The organism is Pseudorhizobium marinum (genome assembly GCF_000705355.1).
Taxonomy (GTDB): domain Bacteria; phylum Pseudomonadota; class Alphaproteobacteria; order Rhizobiales; family Rhizobiaceae; genus Neorhizobium; species Neorhizobium pelagicum.
The window spans coordinates 77,512-98,132 of record NZ_JMQK01000015.1 but is presented as its reverse complement, the minus strand read 5'-3'; the positions used below and the strand labels follow the sequence as shown (position 1 = coordinate 98,132).

Sequence of the window (20,621 nt, the reverse complement as noted above, 5' to 3'; positions counted from 1 at the left end):
CCCTACCTCGCCGCCTGCGGACCGACTTGTGGAATACCTTGTGACGGCTTCTTCATTTTTCTCACAAAGCTGTCGATGCAGGAGATGAGTACCGGAACAACAATCAAAGTGAGAACCGTCGAGCTCAGGAGCCCGCCGATCACCGCATGTGCCATGGGAGCCCGCTGGGTGCCGGTCCCGGACGTTGCCAGGGCAAGCGGGATCATGCCGAAGATCATCGCCAGTGTGGTCATCACGATGGGACGAAAACGCACAGCGCCGGCATTGACCACGGCCTCTGCAACGGAAAGCCCCCTTTGCCGTTCGCGGTTGGCAAAATCTACCAACAAGATGCCGTTCTTCGTGGCGAGGCCCATGAGCATGATAAAGCCGATCATCGAGAACATGTTGATGGTGCTCCCTGAAAGCAACAATCCGATCAACACGCCGATCAGTGACAGAGGGAGTGCCGCCATGATGGCAATTGGCTGCAGGAAGCTTCCAAACTGCGATGCGAGCACGACGTAGATGAAAATCACGGCCATGATCATTGCTTTCAACAGGCCCGCAGCAGCTTTTCCGACATCCTCCGCTTCTCCTCCAAATTTGATCCGGTATCCCGCAGGGCGTTCCTGTTTCGCTATGACTGCCTCCAGATCGGCGGTGACGTCACCCGCTGTCCGACCTGAGACATCAGCGGAAATCAGAATTTCGCGCTGCTGATCGAGACGGCGGATTTCTGAGGCAGCCGGAGCCAGTTCAATGTTGGCAACCTGATCGAGCTTCACAGCAGGTCTCTCGCTATTGCCTCTGCCAGGCGGACTGATCATCAAATCGCCGACTGCCGAGACGCTGTCGCGTTGATCCTCAGGCAGCCGAACCACCACCTCATAGCTCTGACCCAATCGATCAGACCAGGTTCCGACCTTTTCGCCGCCGACAAGTGGTGAGAGCATTGCGGAAAGCTCTCCGAGGCCAATGCCGAAATCGCTGGCTTGTTCAGGCTTGAGCCGTACCGAAAAAATAGAGCTTCCATCTCTGGCGCTCGAGTTGATGTCGACCACACCTGGAATGCGGCGCATGCTGGCAATCAGATCTTTCGCGCCTTTTTCCAGGACCACGCGATCATCGCCAAGCACGCTCAGTTGAATGGGGCTTGCACCGCCACCAAGACCGGCTTGAATGATCGCTATCTTGACTCCAGGGATCATTGCGAGCCGCTGGCGGATAGGATCGGCCAGCGCCAGAGGCGCCAACTTGCGTTCTTCCTGCGGAACAAGGCCGACAGCCAAAGTTGCGCGATGTTTCCCGGGATTGCCCCCCGTGTTGATGGTCGAATAGATGGAGGCAACCTCGGGAAACTCGCGTAGGGCAGCTTCTACCTGCTCAAGCTTTGCTGTCGTATAATTCAGGGATGATCCTGCTGGAGCGGTCACTTTGACCTCAAATTCTCCCTCGTCTGAAGCTCCGATGAATTCCACGCCAACGAGTGGAACCATCAAAATGCTGGCAATGAACACCGCTGTTGTGAGCAAGAGCGTGACGAGACGAAAGCGAAGTGTCCAGCGGATCATTTTCCGATAGAGCGTTACAGTCCTCTCAAGCCCATCGTCGAAGAGAGCAATGGTACGGCCGATGGGACCGCGAGCCGCATTGGGGTCAGCATCGGGATCATGCCATATACTGGAGAGCATGGGATCGAGCGTAAAGGCCACGAAAAGTGAAATGACCACGGCTGCGGAAACGGTAATGCCGAATTCGTAGAAGAAGCGACCCACCATTCCGTCCATGAAGGCAACAGGCAGGAAGACAGCGACAATGGCCGCCGTCGTCGCCATGACGGCAAGCCCTATCTCGTTTGTGCCTTCGAGCGCCGCCTTGAAGTGAGACTTGCCCATGTGCAGGTGACGGGTAATGTTCTCTCGTACCACGATGGCGTCATCGACGAGAATCCCGATCGATAGTGTCAGGGCGAGCAGGCTGAGCATGTTGAGCGTGAAACCCAGGAAATCGATGACGCCGAGCGTCCCTATCATCGATATTGGCAATGTCAGCGCCGTGATGACTGTGCTTCGCCATGAGTTGAGGAAGAGGAAGACGATGGCGACAGCAAGCGCTGCTCCTTCGATCAAAGTAGATTGAACGTCGCCGAGCGACTCCAAGATGGGCCTGGAGGCGTCTCTGATGATTACGAGTTGCACATCCCTCTGCGCCAGAACAGTGTTGAGCTGATCCAGTCGTTCGCGTATGTCAGCTGCAACCTGCACCGTGTTTGCGTCCTGAATCTTGATCAGGTCGATCGCCAAAGCTGCCTCGCCATTGTAGGCGGCTCTATTTTCCGGTTCCGCTGGTCCAGTCCCGACCGACGCGACGTCCGAAAGGTAGACTGGGGCGCCGCCGCGGCGAGCCACGATCAGGTCAAGGAAGTCTTTTGGGTCCGCGACCCGGCCCTGGATCTGGATGCTGCGTTCGGACAACCCGGCGATGACACTTCCAGCGGGCCGGTTCCTGTTGCTGACCTTGATCGCCTCAATGACTTCGTCGACACCTACGTCGAGGGCCTCCAGACGGGTCGAATCGACAAGGATGTCGACCTGCTGTCTTTGACCACCAACCAACATTGCCTGCCCGACGCCGGAAATGGTCGCGAGCTCGCGAATCACCCGTTCCTGAACAAGCTGGGTCAGTTCAGGCACGCCCAAGGACGCGGACGTCACGGCGATCGAGAGGATTGCTTCGTCCGACGGGTTGAACCGCGAGACGATTGGCTTGTCGGCCTCCTCAGGAAGCTCCGCATCAAGGGTGGCAACTTTGTCGCGGACGTCTTGCGCCGCAACCGGACTTTGCACCTCCAGTTGGAACACTGCCACGACAACGGATCGCCCCTCGTATGACGTTGACGTTATCTCGTCGATTCCGCTGATCGTGCTGAGTGCCTCCTCGATCGGCTTGGTTACATCCATCTCGACGACTTCGGGCGTGGCGCCGGGGTACGCGGTGGTGACGACCACAACCGGAAGATCGACATTCGGGAACTGATCGACCCCGAGACGCTGGTAGGAGAAGGCGCCGAAGACCAGTATGACCACCATCATCATGGTGGCAAAGACCGGATGCCCTACTGCAATGCGGGTGAGAAGCATGACTATCCCACCTTTGCCACTATGACCGGGAGGCCGGGCCGAAGCTCGGGAAGTGGCGACCTTACGATCATGTCGCCCGGCGCAAGACCAGAGACCTCAGCCATTTCGTCCTTCCACTCCGATATGATGGTCACCGGCTGGCGGACGAGAACACCGTGCAGGAGTTTTAGGACGTAGACTTCTTGCTGATCTCTACGAAGTGCGGCAACCGGAACGGCAATCGCGTCTTCAGCCTGCCGGACCAGTACCGATCCGTGGATAAACATGCCTCCCTTGAAGCGGTAGCCATCGTCTGGAAGACGAATATGGATCGCGACAGAGCGGCTGCCTTCGTCCACAACCGGACTGATCCGGGCAACTTCGCCCCTGATCACTTGGTTTCCGAAGCCATCAATCTGAAGCTCCACGAACTGTCCAGCAGCGACCCGCGAAACGTCCTGTGTAGAGATGAGAACCCTGGCTTCCATGTCGGCAACGTCGAAGAGCGTCAAAAGCTCAGCATCTGGAGCGACCTGCGCGCCCTGATTGACCATGACCTTCGAGACAACGCCGTCAAAGGGGGCGATGATCTCTGCGTCTCGCAGCGCTTTTTGTCCCACTTCGACTTGGGCCGCGAGGCCGTCCAGCCTTGCTTTCCGTGCGGCGACTTCGCTTCTCGCTCTGTCGAGCTGCTCCTGGCTTGCGACCCTTTTGCTGACGAGTTGCTCAATCCGGTTGAGCGACTGCATGGCAAGGACCATTTCAGCCATGGCGCCTTCCCGATCTGCTTCTTTCTCCTTCAGAGCAGCCTGAAGGTCTTCCGGAGCAAGCCTGACCAGAACGTCACCCGCCCTCACTGTCTGTCCTTCGCGGATGTCCGCGTGGACAATCCTCCCACCCGTCCTCGCCCGCAGGACAGCATGACGTGAAGGGCTAACCTCCCCTGTCACTCGAAGCCGCTCGACAAGTGCCGCCGGGCGTATTGTGGCCATGTCCATCGGCGACAGCTCGAACGATGACGTCGCGCCGCGGACCTGAGCGGCTACAATTTTTTGAAGTCGCTCGTTCACATCATCCGTTCCCCGTGCGGGATTTATCAGAGCGACCGCCAAACAAGATCCCCCGAATAGCGTCGCAGTTACTGCAAACAGTTTCTTCGATCTGGCTGACATCGTCGCGGTTCCTCATACTGATAGGGCACCGCGCCTTACAGCCGCATGGTGCTATGTTTGTGGGTGTACGATGAGGTCCGACAATTGCAGCAGCATTACCCGGCATCTTTTTATCCGCGTAATGTTGCTGCAATCTCTTCGATGACTCTACTACCAGCGTGAGATGCGGAGCCCGCGATGAGACTTCTGATGATTGAGGATGAGAGGGAGCTGGCAACTGCTCTGGCGGCTGCGCTGTCAAAGCACGGAATTGTTACCGATCACACCATGTACCTCGCCGATGCCCATGAACTCGTCCTTCAGAACGATTACGACGCAATCCTTCTGGATCGGCGTTTGCCCGATGGAGACGGACTGACATTCATCCCGAAACTAAGGCGTGCAGGCAATGATATGCCAATCATCGTACTCACCGCTAGAAATGAGCCGATGGAGCGGGTTGCGGGCCTGGATATCGGTGCAGACGATTACCTTGGAAAGCCGTTTCTAGTCGAGGAATTGATGGCGCGTGTCCGCGCCCTGTTGCGACGGCCCTCTGGCGTGATCGATCAAGATATCAAGGTCGGGCGACTGTCGATCGACCCGTTGAACCTTACTGTCAAACTTGGGACCGATACGCTCGATATCCCGCGCCGGGAGCTTTTGGTTCTCCAGGCGCTTGCCAAACGCAAGGGCAAAACCGTCCTTCGGGGCACGCTCGAACAGGCGGTCTACAATTACGAAGAAGAGATACAATCAAACGCACTGGATGCGCACATTTCGAGACTGCGCAAGAGATTATCGGATGCCGACGCGGGCACCACAATCCATAATATACGTGGTGTCGGCTACCTCCTTAAGGAAGAATGATGCGTGCTTACCGATCCGCGAATCCACCGCTTTGGTGGCGCCTAAGCTGGCAACTCAGCCTTGTGATCAGCATCGTGATCGGTGGTGCTATCATTGGGCTATCGGTGTATGGCACGATGGTGATGTCGCCCAATATCGCGATGGAGAGCGAGGTCAAGAACGCGGTTGTGGAATCGATTAGGCGAAACGGCAGCGGCCAGCTTGAACTCAAGGAGACCCTCTTACTTCGGACGCTGATCGAAGAAAACAGCCGCCTCTGGTTTGTAGCCGCCACCGCCGACGGAGCTTCGATCTCTCGGGGAGTGATCCCCCCACCATATACTGCGATCGCGCCTGTAACCTACCTCATCAGGGCCGCTGATATTCGTGGGGCGGAAGGAATCAAGGAGATCGCATCGATTGATGATGTTGCCACGGCTCTCGGGGAAGTGCGTATCCTATTCGGGGGCATTGCCGGAAAAGGCTCCCCTTTGCTGGCCTTGCTCGGGCGGGCCTATCCGATCTATGTGTCGCTGCTTGCGATGGCACTCCCCGCTATATTTATTGCAGTCCCATGGATCGTGCGAAGCGCGCTTTCACGGATCAGTGATGTCGCTGAGACCGCAGCACAGATTGACCCCCATCGCCAGGGCAGCCGTCTTCCTGTCGGAGGGATTCCGAGCGAAGTCGCTCCACTCGTGACCGCATTTAACGGAACCCTTGAAAGACTCGAGGTTGAATTCCAGAAACGACGAAGATTTTTGATCGACGCGGCCCACGAACTAAGGACACCGATCGCAATCATGCAAACCCGTATCGATGGCATGTCAGATGGTCCGGAACGTACTCGAATGTTAAAGGATGTCGCGCGCCTTGCCGACACTGCCGAACAATTGCTTGACTTCGAACGCAATGATCAAGCGGTCGACCTTAATGAGCAGGTCGATCTCATTGCGATCGCGCGTACGGTCGTGGCTGACTTTGCGCCTCTGGCAATTGCAGCCGGCTACGAAATCTCATTTAGTGATGAGGCTCCGGTGCTCCTCCGCAAAGGCAATACAATTGCATTGACGAGGGCAATCGGCAACCTGGTCCGTAATGCAATTGACCATGCTGGGGGAAAGGGAACGATCGACATATCGGTTTTTGCAAGTGGTACAATCGTCGTGAGCGATCAGGGACCTGGCATCCCTATTGAACATCAGGAACTGGTATTTGAACCATTCTATCGTGTCACCCCGAAGAGCAAGGGTGTCGGTCTTGGTCTGAGTCTCGTCAAGCAGATCGTTGCCAAACACGGCGGCCAAATCACAGTTCGAAGCGATTTTGGAGGGACCGAAGTTACACTCCGGCTGTGAAACGAAGGAAATCGTGACGCGTCATCAGCTCCGATGATGTTCGGCTCGAAACTTTCTCAGGATTGGGTAAAGTTTCTTGCCCGAGACGTTCATGTAATGCTGCGGCAATCCTGGGCTCCGACTGTGCTCTGACACCCATACCGGAGGCCAGTGAACGTGCAAGTCCAAAGCCATCTTCATCACCGTGGGGTCTACGGCCCGCCGAAGCGATTGCTTTTCGTCGTTTTGATAGGGATCATGACAGTTGCTGCCACCGGATGTACCTCCGTGCCGCTGAAAGAAAGCGGCACCCTGACCTCCTACAGCAGCCTGGCCCCGGTAAAGGGCAAGTTCGGTAGGAAACGCCGACAATACGTCGACGCACAGCAATTGGCACAGGCACAGACGGTTCGAATTATTCCGACCAGGTTCTCCTTCGATGCTGCGTCTCGCATCAAGTCTGAAGCCGATCGCGCCCTGGTGTCCAACGCGCTGGACCGCGCACTGTGCGTGGCATTGAGCGACAAGTATGAGCTGGTGCCTGCCAGCCAACGGGCGGATCTGACAGTCCGTTCGGTGGTCACCGACATCGTACCTACCAACAAGGGTGTCGCGGCGGCCGCGACCGTCGCCAGCGTTGGCGGTGGGTTCGCGATCCCGAGTGATGTCCCCCTTATTGGCATACCGCGGATACCGTTCGGGCTTGGCGGCCTCGCCGTAGAGGCGGAAGCAATCGATAGTTCTAATGTGCAGCTCGCGGCAATGATGTGGAGCCGCGGAGCCAACTTCATCCAGGATGCGCCCCGCTACTCTGAGGTGGGCGACGCCTATGGCCTCGCAGTCAAATTTGCCCAAGACTTTTCGAGGACCATTATCACCGGCAAAGAGCCGAAAATGCTGGACATCTCCATACCTTCCAGACAGCGCGTGCAGTCCTGGCTCGGCGGAAAACCGAAATACAAAGCCTGTGAAGCGTTCGGCCGGGCCCCCGGTTTGGTTGGCAAGGTTGCGGCCAACTACGGTCTTCCACCGGAATGGACCGACAAGAAGCCGAAGGTTTCTCCAGCCCCCTAGCCATCAGAAGACGGCATCATCGCCTGCCGGCAGGATATCGCTGGCAGGAAGTAACCGGCCTCCCCTGCCGGCCTGTGAACGGAGCAAGGGCAGACCTCCAGCCTTGCTCCGTTCACGCCTTCACGCTCGCAACGCCTCGTAGGAGCGCATGAGCCCGCCGCGTCCGTTTTCGGAAAAATGTCCTGCGCATTGTAGTGGCCTGCAGTGCCCCCGCAATGCTCCAGGATCATCATTGCCTCAGGGATGAGGACGAAAGCGATGGCGAGGTGTGCCAAGTTTCGGCCCGCCGCATTCTTCTTGCAGCGACTTAAACAACGGACGCATCCATTACTGCGGAGTTGAGGTTTGCCCCTATCTCACGAGCACGTTCGAGCCCGGCCTGGGAGGACGCGGCGTCGAGCGGCAGCAGGAGTTCCGATCCGACCATGCGCGCGCCGACATAGCCGAAAATGCCCAGGTCGATCTGCGTCTGCATTGCCTTTGCGTATCCGCGGTTGTCATAGGTGCGCCGCGTTGCTCCGCCAATCGCGATCGTCTGGATCGCCAGCCGACCAAGAAGACGCGTTGTTTCTTCACCATCTGCGTCGATGTATGCCCAGCCGTTGGTGAACACGCGCTCAATCCAGCCTTTGAGCATGGCTGGCATGGACCACCAGTAAACGGGGAAGATCATGACCAGCAGGTCCACGCGATCTATCCTTGCCTGCTCTGCGACAGCGTCAGCGGGAGGGACGGTGCGGCCACTGAAGGCGCGGTAGTCGGCGCCTGTATAGCGAGGGTCGAAACCCTCGGCGGTCAGATCGGCGATTTCGAACGTGTTTTGCGGGTCCTTCTTCAGGCCGGTGATCACCTGATCGGCGACGGCGTGGGTGTAGGACCCGGCCTCGGGATGCGCCACAACGATGAGAGAATGCATGGAAGAGACTGCGCCTGGAGGATTGATCGGGATTCTGGCTCGATGCCCTAAACGACCTGCGGTATGCGGGCGATGACCTTGATCTCGAAATCGAAGCCAGCAAGCCATGTGACACCGACGGCTGTCCAGTTGGGATAGGGTCGCTTTGCGAAGAACTCCTGCTTGATCGGCATCAAGACGTCGAACTGGTTCTGCGGATCCGTGTGGAACGTCGTGACGTCCACAATGTCGTCAAAGGTGCAGCCTGCGGATTCAAGCGTTGCACTCAAGTTGGTGAACGCACGGCGGACCTGCTCGGCAAAGTCAGGCTCTGCCGTTCCGTCTTCCCTGCTGCCCACCTGGCCCGAGACAAACAGCAAGTCACCCGATTGAATCGCAGCCGAATATTCGTGCTGCTCATAAAGTGCGTGCCTGTTGGCTGGAAATACTGCTTTACGCTCGTTCATGGTCTTCCTCTCATACGACGGTATCAAAGCTGAAACAGCTTCCCTCAGGGAGTCGTTTCAGATACGTTGCGTATGTAAGTATCGAGATACGAGACGTATGTCAAATTGAATACGTACCGTATGTGAATAAGAGGGTGTGATGGCGAAGAAGCGCGCGGAAACGATGGAGGAGAACAGGGCAAAGCTGGTTTCAGCTGCACGCAAGGCCTTCGCCGAAAAAGGATACGCCGCCGCTTCCATGGATGAAATGACGGCCGATGCCGGTTTGACGCGGGGTGCTCTCTACCACAACTTCGGGGACAAACGCGGGCTGTTCGCCGCTGTTGTGAATCAGATCGATTCTGAAATGGCTGCTCGTGCAAAAGAGCTCGCCGCATCCGAGTCTGATGAGTGGAAGGGGCTGCTTGCGGAAGGAATAGCTTATATTGAAATGGCGCTTGATCCCGAAGTTCAACGCATTGTTCTGCTCGATGGGCCAGCCGTACTCGGTGATCCTTCCAAGTGGCCAAGCCAGGACAACTGCCTGCAGGTTACAAGGCAAGCCGTCGAGAGGCTGATCGCGAGGAGAATAATGAAGCCAATAGATGCCGAAGCCGCCGCCCGCCTAATAAGCGGCGCATCACTCAACGCCGCACTCTGGGTTGCCGCGAGCGATGATGCTGCAGCGGTGCTGCCGAAGGCTGTCGAGGCTTTCTGCGCAATGGCCAGTGGAGTTCTCGCGCCGCGAAAATTGCCGAAGCTTCCGCCTTCATAGGATTCGAACATGCGACGACCCCCGAGCTAAGCGGAAATCACTTCCGTATGAGACAAGGCTTTAGCATTTCGCGCAGTGAAAGAATTCGAACCGACACCCCCTGCCTTGTATGCTCCCGCGCAACAGATTCGGCTGGTAAGGAAGTCAACCTGCCGGGGTTGGACGATCTGGGGCTGGATAGCTGCCCTTCCCTTCTGACCCATCTGCGAATGCGGACACTGGAACCCAGTACTCGGAGTCAGCCTTCCCTTTCCGCCGCACAGCCGTTGGCTGACCCATGCGACGGCGCAACTACCTTTCCCGGACGGGATGTAGCCGCTTTTCAGTCACCGGGTCGAAAAGATGTAGGTCTTGCGCATCTGCATCAAGGCCGATGTTTTCTCCCTCTCTAACATTCAGAAACGCAGGTACAGCAACACTGATCTCGTTTGTGCCGACGCGGATGGAAACAAGCCGAGTCTCCCCATGAAATTCATTGCGTTCTACTCGCCCTCTCAAGCCGCCGCCTTGGTCGTTTAGCTTGAATGCCCCGGGCCGGATTCCAATCGTTACAGGACCAGGCCTTACCGCAAACGGGACACCCAATTGGACCGCACCGTCGGTAAGAACACCATTCGTCGACTCCATGGCCAGAAAATTCATGGTGGGGGTACCTATGAAGCCTGCGGCGAAAAGGGTGTCGGGAGACTGATAGATTTCCTCCGGCGTCCCCATCTGCTCAATGCGCCCCTCCTTCATCAGCACGATCCGATCAGCGAGTGTCATCGCCTCCAGCTGATCATGAGTAACATAGATGCTCGTGGTCTTCAGGTCGCGATGGAGCCGCGCGATTTCGACTCGCAGACTGCCGCGCAGTTTGGCGTCAAGGTTTGATAACGGCTCGTCGAAGAGAAAGACCTCTGGCGTCTTGATCATGGCGCGTGCGATGGCCACACGCTGCTGCTGGCCGCCCGACAGTTCTGTCGGCTTGCGTGCGAGATAGACGCCAAGACCGAGTGCTTCGACCACAGGGGCCAGGCGCTGGTCGATTGCGGCTTTGCCGATACCGGCACGCTCGAGACCGAAGGTGATGTTCTCGCGTACACTCATATGCGGATAGAGCGCGTAGTTCTGGAATACCATGGCAATGCCGCGGTCACCCGGATCACGCTCGTTCATCCGCTCACCACCAATAAGCAAGTCGCCGCCCGAGATCTCCTCAAGCCCCGCGATCATGCGCAGCATGGTCGATTTTCCGCATCCCGACGGCCCGAGAAAGACGATGAATTCATGATCGTCGATATCAAGGTCGAAATCCCGCATGACCTCAAGCGCGCCATAGACCTTCCGGATCCCCCGGCATTCGACAGTGGCCATCAGTTCTCCTCCCCATCCACGACGATCTGCAGCTTCACATCCTCCGGCCGACCCTCGGCAGCCCGTTCGAAGGCGGCGATCGATTGGCTAAAAGTATAGGTGCCAGAAACCAACGGCTTCAGGTTGACCTTGCCAGCAGCGATCAGGGCCAGTGCCCGGTCAAACACATTGGCGTAGCGGAAGACCGTCTCGATGCGGCATTCTCGGGAGCAGGCGGCTGTGAGGTCGACTGCGACGGGTTCCGGCGGAAGGCCGACGAGAACGACTGTCCCACCGGGGCGCACGACCTTGAAGAGATCGCGGATCGCGGCCGGCGCGCCGGAGCATTCGAAGACGATGTCGGCTCCCCAGCCCTCGGTCGCCTCATTGACCGTCTCAATCAGATCGACTTGCCTGAGATTGACACCAGTGATCCCGCCATAGCTTTCGGCAAGCTTCAGCTTCGTCTCGGAGATATCCGAGATAAGCACGCGCGAACAGCCGCCGGCCAGGGCGGCCAGGGCCACCATGATGCCAATCGTACCGCAACCAGTGACAACCGCTGTATCGCCGGGCGTAATCTTCGCCCGGGCAGCCGCCTGCATGCCGACCGCAAAGGGCTCTACCATGGCGCCTTCGGCGAATGAGACGTTGTCCGCCAGCTTATAGGTAAATCCTGCCGGATGGACCGTCTCAGGGCACAGCACGCCATTCACCGGAGGAGTCGCCCAGAAGGTGACGGCAGGATCGACATTGTAAATACCGAGCCGGGAGGCGCGTGATTTGGGGTCGGGAATGCCCGGCTCCATGCAGACCCGATCCCCCGGCTTCAGATGGGTGACATTGGCACCGATCTCGGTGATGGTGCCGGCGGCCTCATGGCCCAGCACCATCGGCGCGTTGACGATGAAGTCGCCGATGCGTCCATGGGTGTAATAGTGCACGTCGCTGCCGCAGACGCCGACGGTGTGGATGCGAATGCGAACGTCGTCCGGGCCCATTTCGTGGCGGATTTCGATGTCGCGCAGGGAGAGTTCGCCGACACGTTCGAGGACTAGTGCTTTCATGGGTCAGTCAACCTTGATCAGTTTTCTTGGAAAATGCAGCGTTGAGCCCGCCCGCCAGCACCCCGAGCAGGATCAGCGGCGGCAGAGACAGAAGGACGACAGCGGCGTTCAGGATGCCCCAGGGCACGTTCATGCCGAGCTGTGACATCTCGGATGCGATGATCGGCAGGGTCTTTGCCTTCGAGGTGGTGAGCATCATGGCGAGCAGGAACTCGTTCCAGACGAGCACGAAGGAGAAAGCGATGGCACCAAAGACCTGAAAACGGGCGATCGGCAAAGCAATGCGGAAGAAGGTCGCGTATGGCCCGAGGCCATCGACACGGGCAGCTTCCTCGATGTGCAAGCTAACACGCTCGAAGGCCGGCACCGACAGCCAGATGGTGATCGAAGCCGTCACGATCAGATAGGTCACGATCAGCGACAGACGGGTGTCATAGAGATCGAGGCCGAGCCAGATGACCAGCATCGGAATGGCGATCGCGACCGGTGGCAGGAAACGGAGCGAGAGCACAAAGAACTGCGCTTCCGCGGTGATCCTGTTCTTGAAACGGGCAATCACATAGGCCGCCGGCACGCCGAGGACGGCACCGAGCACGACCGCGCTTGAGCAAATGATCAGGGAATTGGTGAGCGCCCGTGCCACCGAACGCCGGTTCAGCACGTAACTCATGTTCTCCCAGACCGGCTGGAAGACGAGCTTCGGGGTGGAGACCAAGAGGTCTGCATTGGTCTTGAAGGCGTTGAGCAAGGTCCAGAGCAGCGGCAGCACGACGAGCGCGGAGGCAATGAGCAGCAGAAGCTTAAGTAGCAGGGTCGAGAGCTTCATCGGTTCAGCCTCTTCCAGGTGAAGGTGAAAGTGACGATGGTCAGCACCATCATGATGACGGCCATGGAGGAAGCGTAGGAAATCTTGCCGGCTTCGATGAAGCCTTGCGAATAGGCATACATGTCGAGTGTCTCAGTGGAGATTCCGGGGCCCCCGCGCGTCATCACATAAACCAGGTCGAAGGAACGCAGGCTTTCGATCGCCTTGACCAGCAGCAGGCTGATCAACGGAGCTTTGAGCATCGGCAGGGTGACGAAGCGGTGGATCCCGAAGCGGGTTGCCCGGTCGATGCGCGCGGCTTCGAGCGGCTGCGGCGGCAGGGATTCCAGTAGCTTCAGGATGATGACCGCGAAGAACAGGCCCCACTGCCAAACATCGACAAAGGCAACGGCCAAGAGCGCGCCGAGCGGGGTCGAGAGAATGTCCGGCGTGATGCCGGTGAGTTCCCGTACCGGCCAGGTCAAGGCACCATAGAGCGGGTGGAAGGCAAACTTCCAGACGAAGGCGGCGCAGACACGGGGCAGAAGGACCGGGATGATGAAGAGCACGCAGAGGACGTTGCGCATGCGGGGGCTCGCTGCCTCGAACATAGCAATCCCAAGAGCGAGCCCCGTCACCATGGTCGCAGTGACGCTGATGATCTCCCACTTGAAGGACACCCATAGCGCGTTGAGAAAGCGAGCGTCCGAAGACAGCGTCAGGTAATTGGCAAACCAGACATAGTTCGCATCCGGCGCTGAAAGGGTCCGGTTCTGGAGCGAAATGTTGATCGCGTAGATCGTCGGCACGAGGGCGAGCACGATCAGGATGGCCAGTGTAGGCCCAAGAAAGACGTAAGGCAGCGAGCGGCCGCGGCGCATGGCAGATCCTCGGATGGGAAAAAGCGGGCGCGTCACCCGACGCGCCCGCGGGAGGCTTGGGAGGCCTTAGAGTTTGGCGGCGAAGGCTTCCAGTTCGTCGAGCGTTGCCTTGACGTCCGTGCGGCTGCCGGTGATCAGCTCTTCCAGCATGATGCCCCACTGATTGCCCAGTTCCTGCCAGCGCGCATCCTGCCAAAAGGTGACCGTGGTTTTTTCACCTGTTGCGGCCATGGCATCGGCCAGGTTCTGGCCGAAGGTCGCGGCATATTCCGGGCTTTGATAGGTGCTGGTTCGCGTCAGCTCACCCGGTTGTCCGGCGGCGAGGCGACGGGCCTCCTGCTCCTTGGAGGTTGCCCAGGCAACGAACAGACCGGCGCAGGCCTTTTCCTCGTCGGTTGCATTGGCCTTAGAGGCGATCGCAAATCCATGGGCGTAACCGCCACCCGGCAGCGGCGACGGCGGCACGGAGAAGGCAACCTTGTCGGCGACCTGGCTTTGCGCCTTGTCGACGGACATGCCACCGAGCGGTGCGGATTCGATGATGATCGCGACCTTTCCGGCACGGAAGGCGCCGGTGGATTCATCCCAGGAACCGGTCTGGGTGCCAGGCGCCGAATACTTGAAGAGCTCGAGATAGGTCTCGGTCGCCTTCACGGCTGCGTCCGAGTTGAAGGCCGGCTTGCCATCCTTGAACCACTCGCCGCCATTGGCCTTGAAGAAGGGCATCCAGCGCCAGACATTGGCGCCCGAACCGCGCTGGCCGCGCAGAGCTGTGCCATAGACGCCGTTGTCCGGATCATGCAGTTTTTGTACGGCGGCAAAATATTCGTCCCAGGTCTTCGGAGGTTGGATGCCCGCCTTTTCCAGGAGATCGGTACGATAGACCATCAGGTCACCGCCACCCTGCACCGGCGCAAACCACTGCTTGCCTTCATAAGTGGCAGCGGCCCGCATGCCGGCATCGAAGTCGTTATAGTCGTATTCAGCGGGGTAGAAACCCTCGAGCGGAACGACCCAGCCAGATGAGGCGAACAGGGCAAGATTGGCTTCGTCGATGTAGTACACGTCGAAGCTACCGACGGTCGACGCGTCGGCCTGAGACTTGGCGCGGCGATCATTTTCATTCAGGTAACTGATCTCAAACCCGGCCCCGGAAAGCTCTTCGAACTCGTCGACATAGTCCTCGAGAAGTGTCAGTCCGTCGCGCGGCTGCGCCAGGACACGAACGTCCTCCGTGCATTGTGCGGCCGCATGAGCGTTGGATGCGGCAAATATGGCGATGACCGCGCAACCGGCGCGGAGAGCATTGAGTGTCATGATTTCCTCCCTTGATGGCAACTCCCTTGCCATCGACGGGAACACTTTTGCGCAAGCGCGCGGAGCGAACTAGTTTGCCTTCTGCTCACAACTGGTATTATTTTGACATTTGTGCAGCACAACATGAGTGTGGGAATGCCAATTGCATCAGATTATCCGCATTCGATCGCGGAGACCTTCACCGCAACGCGTGAGCAGATCGTCCTGCCCGGAGGCGCCTCCTATCTAATCCGGCGGGACGATTATCCCAACCCTGTCTGCATCTGGAACTACCATCCCGAGTGGGAGATACACTTCATCCCGGATGCGAGCGGCTTTGCCTATGTCGGTGACTATATCGGCCCATTTCGCCCGGGGCACCTGATGCTGACAGGCACCAACCTACCGCATAACTGGATCACGCCCGGTGCGCCGCCGCTTCCCGGACGCGACATGGTTTTGCAATTCAACGCGGACGCCTTGATCGGTGTCCGCGCGGTCTGTCCCGAGTTTGACGTTCTCCACCGGCTGAAGCCCCACGCACAGCGGGGAATTGAGATTTTAGGCCCGGAGGCCTCTTTGATCGGGGCGAAAATCCTCAAATTACACGCGGTCAGCCACCTTGGCGGACTGGGGCTTTTTCTGGAAATTTTGCAGGACATTGAGGCCGCGTCGCAGAAGCGGCTCCTTGCCAGCGAGCACTTCCTTTCAGTCTATAACCAGATGTCGGACCGCAGGCACCGGCGCATCGACCAAGCTATCCAGATCCTGCAATCGGTTCCGGGCGCTCAAATGCACGAAGTGGCGGCACAGGTCGGTTTCGAACCTTCCGCTTTTTCCCGCGCCTTCCGGCGCCTTACTGGCATGCATTTTTCAGCCTATAGCCGATCCGTCCGCGTCTGGCGCGCGCGCACCCTTCTCGCTGAGACCGAGATTCCCATCACCGACGTGTGCTTTGAAGCCGGCTTCAACAACCTGTCCAACTTCAATCGTTACTTCAGGATAGAAACCGGGCTCACCCCTCGCGCCTATCGGACCGCAGCCCGCATCAGGGGGCGATCTATAGTCTCTTAGCAAAGAAGCTGCTCCTGTTGAGCTGACTGAGGCGGCATTCGCCTCGACCACCCCTGATACTCGCTAAGCGAGACCGCAGACACCTCCCCCTGATCTACCGCAGAGGACTTTAAGAGTGGTTAAGCAGTCGCTGCAACTGACGCATAGATAATACCTTGCCAGTCGGCGAACTAATGTCTATAGTTCACCATATGGCAAACAATAATCTCTCACTTGATACCGCGTTCTACGCCCTATCAGACCCAACAAGAAGAGCGGTGATCATCCGCTTGTTGAGGCGATCCGCCCCGGTCAAGGAACTGGCTGAACCCTTCAACATGGGACTTCCTTCATTCCTGAAGCATCTGCGGGTGCTTGAGGAGAGCGGCTTCATCGTGACCGAGAAAATTGGCCGAACTCGTACCTGCCGCGTCAGGGTCGAGCGCTTGGAAGAGGCCGAAAACTGGCTTTCCGAGCAACGCAAGCTTTGGCAGGCGGCGACAGATCGCCTTGCTCATTATGTCGAAGAACAAATGCCAGGAGACGGAACTGATGACTGAAAAATCTGAACTTACCATTTCAAAGTTTATCGAGGCACCGCCCGCGAAAGTTTGGAAGGCGTGGTCGTCTCCGGAGCATCTTGCGCAGTGGTGGATTCCGAAGCCTATTGAGTGCCGGGTGGTCAAGCTCGACTTGAAGGCTGGCGGAGGCTTCGAAACGCTCATGCGCGAGCAAGGCAGTGAGTTCAAGCCGCATGTTGAGGCTTGTTTTTTGGAAGTTATGCCGGAGCAGCGGATGGTTTGGACCACAACCTTGGCAGAGGGCTGGCAGCCGATCGAGCCCTGGCTTGCGCTCACTGCCATCATTACGTTCGAACCACAGAGCACGGGTACTCTCTATTCGGCGCGGGTATTGCACAAAACTGCAGCCGACGGCTTGAAGCACGAGCAGCTAGGGTTCCAAGAGGGGTGGGGCACCACACTCACCCAGCTCGCGGCGTTCGCTCAGCGTCTGTGACCTTGACCACCGCCAAGAGGCGAGCGTGAGGTCAATTACTAGCTCGTCCTGCGGGGCACTTGGTAAACCGGCTCCTCAGATATCTTCAAGATCATTGGCATGTCTCCTCTTGACGCGAGAGGGACCATCGGCAATCCGCCGATGGTCACCAACCTACAGTTCAATCTGCTCAGCGATCCGCAGAGCATCGCCCACCTCGACGCCCAGATATCGGACGGTGCTTTCAGGCTTCGTGTGACCGAGCAGAACCTGCACGGCCCGGAGGTTGCCAGTCTTCTTGTAAATCTGTGCCGCTTTAGTTCTCCTCAGGGAGTGCGTTCCGTAGGCGCTGGCTTCGAGGCCGATGGACGTTACCCATCGCTGGACAATCCGGGCGTACTGCCTCGTCGACAGATGCTGCGACGTCTTGCGGCGGCTTGGAAACAGGTAGCTACCGCCGCTCCGTCGGACGAATGGGAGCCATGCTGCAAGTGCAGCTTTCGTGTGCTCGGTCATTTCGAACTGTACGGGCCGCTTTGTCTTCTTCTGGATGATAGTTGCGCGATCCCTGACCGAGCTACCAGACCACAAGTCTTCGACCCTCAGTCTTACTAGGTCGCAGGCGCGAAGCTTGCTGTCGATGCGAGATTGAAGAGCGCCAGCTCTCTGATCGCTCCGCCCATTTCCAGTCGAACACGGATCGATCACACATTCTTTGGCTGAAGTGGGCGCTTCTGACCGACCAGGATACCCTTGTTCCAGGGGCGGCGGGGACGCAGTGGGATAATATTCATGACGAGTTCCCCGCCACTCCTCCCGCCGCGTCACCTCCATCAGGCAGCGGATGATAGCACATCTCGTCGCTACTCGGCCCGAAGCGGACGAAGGGTTGCCGCCTCAAATCCCTCAGTGGCGTCCCACGGTGCTTTCAATTTCTGAATGTCGGCCTTACTTTACATGTGACGTTTGACCGCAAAAGCTTTGGAGAGAGGCGATGAAGGCCACACCTTTTCTTATGTTCCAGGGTCGCTGCGAGGAGGCTATCAACTTCTATGTGAACACGATTCCCGGATCAGAGATCGAGCAGTTAACCCGTTATGGCGATGAGCACGATCAGATGGCAGGTAAGGTTTTTACATCTCTCATACGCATCGCGGGCCAAACCGTGATGGCCAATGACAGCCCTCCGGTCCACCAATTCACTTTCACGCCGTCCTTTTCGTTCTGGATCGATTGCACCGAGAGCGACCAGGTGGCGCATCTCGCGGAAGTCCTATCCGTTGATGGAAAGAAAATGATGCCTGCCGGCAACTACGGTTTCAGCGAAAGCTTCGCCTTCGTTGAAGACCGTTTCGGCATTTCGTGGCAGCTTTGCTACAAACTGTCGCCGGAACGTCCTGAGGTTTAGGAAGCTCGTACGAATTTGACTTGTCGGCTGTTGGCGCACAGGCGACCAGGTTGGGAGCGGTTCGGGTCGAGGGACTTCCCTTAGTAGGCGTAGCTAAACTCGATCCCAGCGAAGACCATGCTCACGGCCGCGAAAACGATCCCGGTTGGGAAGAGACTGGGGGTGACTGAGTAGTAACGCCGTGAATACAAGAAGGCAGACAACGGTAGGATGAAAGTCAAGGCGAGCTGCCATGATCTGAGGGTGGAGAAAATCCCGGTTAGGCCGGAAGCCGTCAGGACCAATGCAAGAAGCCACCCAGACACGAGCAACACTGCACTGCCGCCAACTGCTGCGGAAAAGATAACACCGTACTTTTTGGCGAGGCGTCGCAGCTCGGGTATCGAAAGTCCGACGGATACTACGCTCGTTGCCAGGAAGTGTGCCCACATCTTTCGAAGATTAGACAGCTCCCAGAGAAATAACAATGCAGGATTGTCACCGGAGCAATACTCCCTAATAGTGCCGTTTGAATCTTCCCCAGGTGCTGCGGCCGCCGGTCTTCCGGGGCGCGCCCCGGAAGACCGGCGGCGAGTCATCGCCGATACTCCTTCCGATGGTCGGAAGGTGGATTTTGGTGATCAAGCTGAGGGAGACAATCATGATCCTGGATCTGCATCAGCAGGGGCTGACGGTATCGGCCATTTCCAGAGAAACGGGCATCGATCGCAAGACGGTGCGCAAATACATAGAGACGTAGCCCACGCTCTTGAAGGGTATCGAACCGGCGGCCCTCGCCATACATACTCAGACCTCAATCCACCAGCAGCGCGTCACGTACGGCGTCCAGGACTCGACGTTGGGTGCTGCCAGCAGGTGCCCAGTAATCATCGTTGGCGATAAGCCTCGCTACTCAGTATCGCCCCGTGGCCGCCAGCTTCCGCATGGATGAGAACTCCGGCAGCATGGTCCCACGGTCTCAAGCTCTCGCTCAGGCAAAAGCTCATGGCACCTGTGGCAAGCATGCGGCACTCCCAGGCAGAACAGCGCCAGGTGGTCATCCGGTGAAACCGCGTAACACGCGGCGCCAGTTTAGCCTGCACGTCAGGCGCAAACATGTGCAACGATCACGAGGATGCTGCCGAATATGGGCGGCCCGTGGCCGAAGTGCCAGGTGCCGTCGACAGGGTCGATCACCGCTGCAAGTTCCGCTTTCTCCAGGCAAGCTTCCACCCCATCGACAACGTCTCTGATGTATTCCTTTTCGGTTGTTCAGGCCGTGTCCATCGCGGTCTCGATGCCCGTCGGTAGGACCGGAGACGATCCGCCCGCACCTGAAAGGTCGAAACGGAGTAGAGGACTGGTCATAACGGCCTCGAAACCAGGCGGTGTCGCAAAGACCGGATAGGCTTTCGGCTTCTTCCAGCTCGCAATGGGGCTAATCTTGATCCGGCCGTGGCTTTGGCCCGGCATTAGCAAGATCACGAGCGGCCGGCCTAGCACAGCTCGAAGGAGCTGGATGACGTTAAAACGTCTTTAAGTCAGTGCGGCCATTCCTCGGTGGGCCAGTCTCGCGCCGTGTGGATCACGCGCAGGATGACGACGCATTCGCGGCAACCGATTGGCCGCAGCTCATAGGAAATGATGGAGGGCAGGCCGGTGACGGACTTTTCATAGGTGCCTGATACGCGACCTGGCCGGCCGGTTGCGATTTCCCCAAGGGCCTCGCCCGTTTCGCGGAGACGGTCTGCCACACGTCGCGCCGCCGCAGGATTGTCCTGGGCGATAAACGCGAGCTGTTCCCGCATATCGTCCAGCGCTTCGCGCGCCCAGGTAACAGGGCGCCTCACGCCTTGCCGGCTCGCTTTGCTTCCGCAGCGCCGATCACGCCATAGAGTTCGGCCATGGCCTCGTCATGCGGCACAACACGACCGGCCGCCGCATCTGCCATACCGCGCTTGATGCCCTCGATGATTTCAAGCTCGCGCTCCACGTAGGCCGCGACGGCCTCGCCGGCCAGGAACGACTTGCTGCGCCGGGTGTCGGTCGCGATCCGGTCGAGTTTTTGCTTTACCTCGGGGCTGACCCGAATTGTCATTGTGGTGCTGGCGGTCACAGTCGGATCTCCCTGTGCTTACTTGTGTACACCCTAGCACATCCTACCCAGCCTGAC

The 20,621-nt window shown here is 58.2% G+C and carries 20 protein-coding genes and 2 pseudogenes; 9 read left to right on the top strand and 13 right to left on the bottom strand.

Going from position 1 to position 20,621, the window contains the following annotated elements; all coding sequences use genetic code 11:
- Positions 1 to 2 precede the first annotated feature (2 nt).
- Together EO99_RS0117600 and EO99_RS0117595 are read right to left on the bottom strand one after the other, a co-directional pair.
- On the bottom strand, positions 3 to 3,122 hold the full coding sequence (locus EO99_RS0117600) for an efflux RND transporter permease subunit (protein ID WP_029619920.1): 3,120 nt from the start codon (positions 3,120 to 3,122) through the stop codon (positions 3 to 5).
- Positions 3,123 to 3,124: 2 nt separating this feature from the next.
- Entirely contained in the window at positions 3,125 to 4,273 is a 1,149-nt protein-coding gene (locus EO99_RS0117595; RefSeq protein ID WP_029619919.1) for an efflux RND transporter periplasmic adaptor subunit, read from the bottom strand.
- Positions 4,274 to 4,450: 177 nt separating this feature from the next.
- Here EO99_RS0117595 and EO99_RS0117590 point away from each other — a divergent pair, with 177 nt between their 5' ends.
- From EO99_RS0117590 to EO99_RS0117580, 3 genes are all read left to right on the top strand, one after another.
- Positions 4,451 to 5,122, top strand: a complete 672-nt coding sequence (locus EO99_RS0117590) for a response regulator (RefSeq protein ID WP_029619918.1) — start codon at positions 4,451 to 4,453, stop codon at positions 5,120 to 5,122.
- On the top strand, positions 5,119 to 6,459 hold the full coding sequence (locus EO99_RS0117585) for a sensor histidine kinase (protein ID WP_156034880.1): 1,341 nt from the start codon (positions 5,119 to 5,121) through the stop codon (positions 6,457 to 6,459). Before EO99_RS0117590 ends, EO99_RS0117585 begins: the two co-directional genes overlap by 4 nt.
- A gap of 237 nt (positions 6,460 to 6,696) precedes the next feature.
- Positions 6,697 to 7,512 carry a DUF3313 domain-containing protein gene (locus EO99_RS0117580; RefSeq protein WP_029619916.1) on the top strand — a complete coding sequence of 272 codons (816 nt, stop codon included), beginning with the start codon at positions 6,697 to 6,699 and terminating at the stop codon, positions 7,510 to 7,512.
- A 307-nt stretch (positions 7,513 to 7,819) separates the two neighbouring features.
- Here the strand turns inward: EO99_RS0117580 and EO99_RS0117575 are convergent, their stop codons facing one another.
- Both EO99_RS0117575 and EO99_RS0117570 read right to left on the bottom strand, forming a co-directional pair.
- Positions 7,820 to 8,428, bottom strand: a complete 609-nt coding sequence (locus tag EO99_RS0117575; protein ID WP_029619915.1) for an NAD(P)H-dependent oxidoreductase — start codon at positions 8,426 to 8,428, stop codon at positions 7,820 to 7,822.
- Positions 8,429 to 8,475: 47 nt separating this feature from the next.
- Positions 8,476 to 8,874 (bottom strand): RidA family protein, encoded by a 399-nt coding sequence (locus EO99_RS0117570; protein ID WP_029619914.1) that lies wholly within the window; start codon positions 8,872 to 8,874, stop codon positions 8,476 to 8,478.
- A gap of 139 nt (positions 8,875 to 9,013) precedes the next feature.
- Between EO99_RS0117570 and EO99_RS0117565 the strand changes: the two genes are divergently transcribed.
- Positions 9,014 to 9,628, top strand: coding sequence for a TetR/AcrR family transcriptional regulator (locus EO99_RS0117565; protein ID WP_029619913.1), 615 nt, complete (start codon positions 9,014 to 9,016; stop codon positions 9,626 to 9,628).
- Positions 9,629 to 9,919: 291 nt separating this feature from the next.
- Here EO99_RS0117565 and EO99_RS0117560 read toward each other — a convergent pair whose 3' ends face one another.
- The 5 genes from EO99_RS0117560 to EO99_RS0117540 all read right to left on the bottom strand — a co-directional run bounded on the left by EO99_RS0117560 (position 9,920) and on the right by EO99_RS0117540 (position 15,033).
- Complete coding sequence (locus tag EO99_RS0117560; RefSeq protein ID WP_029619912.1) at positions 9,920 to 10,984, bottom strand: ABC transporter ATP-binding protein; 1,065 nt, start codon at positions 10,982 to 10,984, stop codon at positions 9,920 to 9,922.
- Entirely contained in the window at positions 10,984 to 12,030 is a 1,047-nt protein-coding gene (locus EO99_RS0117555; protein ID WP_029619911.1) for an NAD(P)-dependent alcohol dehydrogenase, read from the bottom strand. The genes EO99_RS0117560 and EO99_RS0117555 overlap by 1 nt, the downstream gene beginning before the upstream one ends.
- A 7-nt stretch (positions 12,031 to 12,037) precedes the next feature.
- Positions 12,038 to 12,856 (bottom strand): carbohydrate ABC transporter permease, encoded by an 819-nt coding sequence (locus EO99_RS0117550; RefSeq protein WP_029619910.1) that lies wholly within the window; start codon positions 12,854 to 12,856, stop codon positions 12,038 to 12,040.
- Entirely contained in the window at positions 12,853 to 13,716 is an 864-nt protein-coding gene (locus EO99_RS0117545) for a carbohydrate ABC transporter permease (RefSeq protein WP_029619909.1), read from the bottom strand. The genes EO99_RS0117550 and EO99_RS0117545 overlap by 4 nt, the downstream gene beginning before the upstream one ends.
- 66 nt (positions 13,717 to 13,782) lie before the next feature.
- Positions 13,783 to 15,033: an ABC transporter substrate-binding protein gene (locus tag EO99_RS0117540; protein WP_029619908.1), complete on the bottom strand. Its 1,251-nt coding sequence runs from the start codon at positions 15,031 to 15,033 to the stop codon at positions 13,783 to 13,785.
- A 135-nt stretch (positions 15,034 to 15,168) separates the two neighbouring features.
- Between EO99_RS0117540 and EO99_RS0117535 the strand changes: the two genes are divergently transcribed.
- From EO99_RS0117535 to EO99_RS0117525, 3 genes are all read left to right on the top strand, one after another.
- The gene (locus EO99_RS0117535) at positions 15,169 to 16,086 is read left to right on the top strand and encodes an AraC family transcriptional regulator (protein WP_029619907.1); all 918 of its coding nucleotides are present in this window, start codon (positions 15,169 to 15,171) and stop codon (positions 16,084 to 16,086) included.
- Between the two features lie 191 nt (positions 16,087 to 16,277).
- On the top strand, positions 16,278 to 16,625 hold the full coding sequence (locus EO99_RS0117530; protein WP_029619906.1) for an ArsR/SmtB family transcription factor: 348 nt from the start codon (positions 16,278 to 16,280) through the stop codon (positions 16,623 to 16,625).
- On the top strand, positions 16,618 to 17,082 hold the full coding sequence (locus EO99_RS0117525) for an SRPBCC domain-containing protein (RefSeq protein ID WP_029619905.1): 465 nt from the start codon (positions 16,618 to 16,620) through the stop codon (positions 17,080 to 17,082). Before EO99_RS0117530 ends, EO99_RS0117525 begins: the two co-directional genes overlap by 8 nt.
- A gap of 153 nt (positions 17,083 to 17,235) precedes the next feature.
- Here the strand turns inward: EO99_RS0117525 and EO99_RS25890 are convergent.
- Positions 17,236 to 17,744, bottom strand: a pseudogene (locus tag EO99_RS25890) (tyrosine-type recombinase/integrase).
- A gap of 311 nt (positions 17,745 to 18,055) precedes the next feature.
- On the opposite strand from EO99_RS25890, the gene EO99_RS0117515 reads away from it, so the two are divergent.
- On the top strand, positions 18,056 to 18,469 hold the full coding sequence (locus EO99_RS0117515; RefSeq protein ID WP_029619904.1) for a VOC family protein: 414 nt from the start codon (positions 18,056 to 18,058) through the stop codon (positions 18,467 to 18,469).
- A gap of 595 nt (positions 18,470 to 19,064) precedes the next feature.
- Positions 19,065 to 19,199: pseudogene (locus tag EO99_RS27580) on the top strand (helix-turn-helix domain-containing protein); the annotation flags it as partial.
- A gap of 136 nt (positions 19,200 to 19,335) precedes the next feature.
- On the opposite strand, the gene EO99_RS28595 reads toward EO99_RS27580, so the two are convergent.
- From EO99_RS28595 to EO99_RS0117490, 3 genes are all read right to left on the bottom strand, one after another.
- Positions 19,336 to 19,473: an inositol monophosphatase family protein gene (locus EO99_RS28595; protein WP_328286609.1), complete on the bottom strand. Its 138-nt coding sequence runs from the start codon at positions 19,471 to 19,473 to the stop codon at positions 19,336 to 19,338.
- Positions 19,474 to 19,989: 516 nt separating this feature from the next.
- On the bottom strand, positions 19,990 to 20,298 hold the full coding sequence (locus tag EO99_RS0117495; protein WP_029619900.1) for a type II toxin-antitoxin system RelE/ParE family toxin: 309 nt from the start codon (positions 20,296 to 20,298) through the stop codon (positions 19,990 to 19,992).
- Entirely contained in the window at positions 20,295 to 20,564 is a 270-nt protein-coding gene (locus EO99_RS0117490) for a CopG family ribbon-helix-helix protein (RefSeq protein ID WP_037112308.1), read from the bottom strand. Before EO99_RS0117490 ends, EO99_RS0117495 begins: the two co-directional genes overlap by 4 nt.
- Between the last annotated feature and the right edge of the window lie 57 nt (positions 20,565 to 20,621).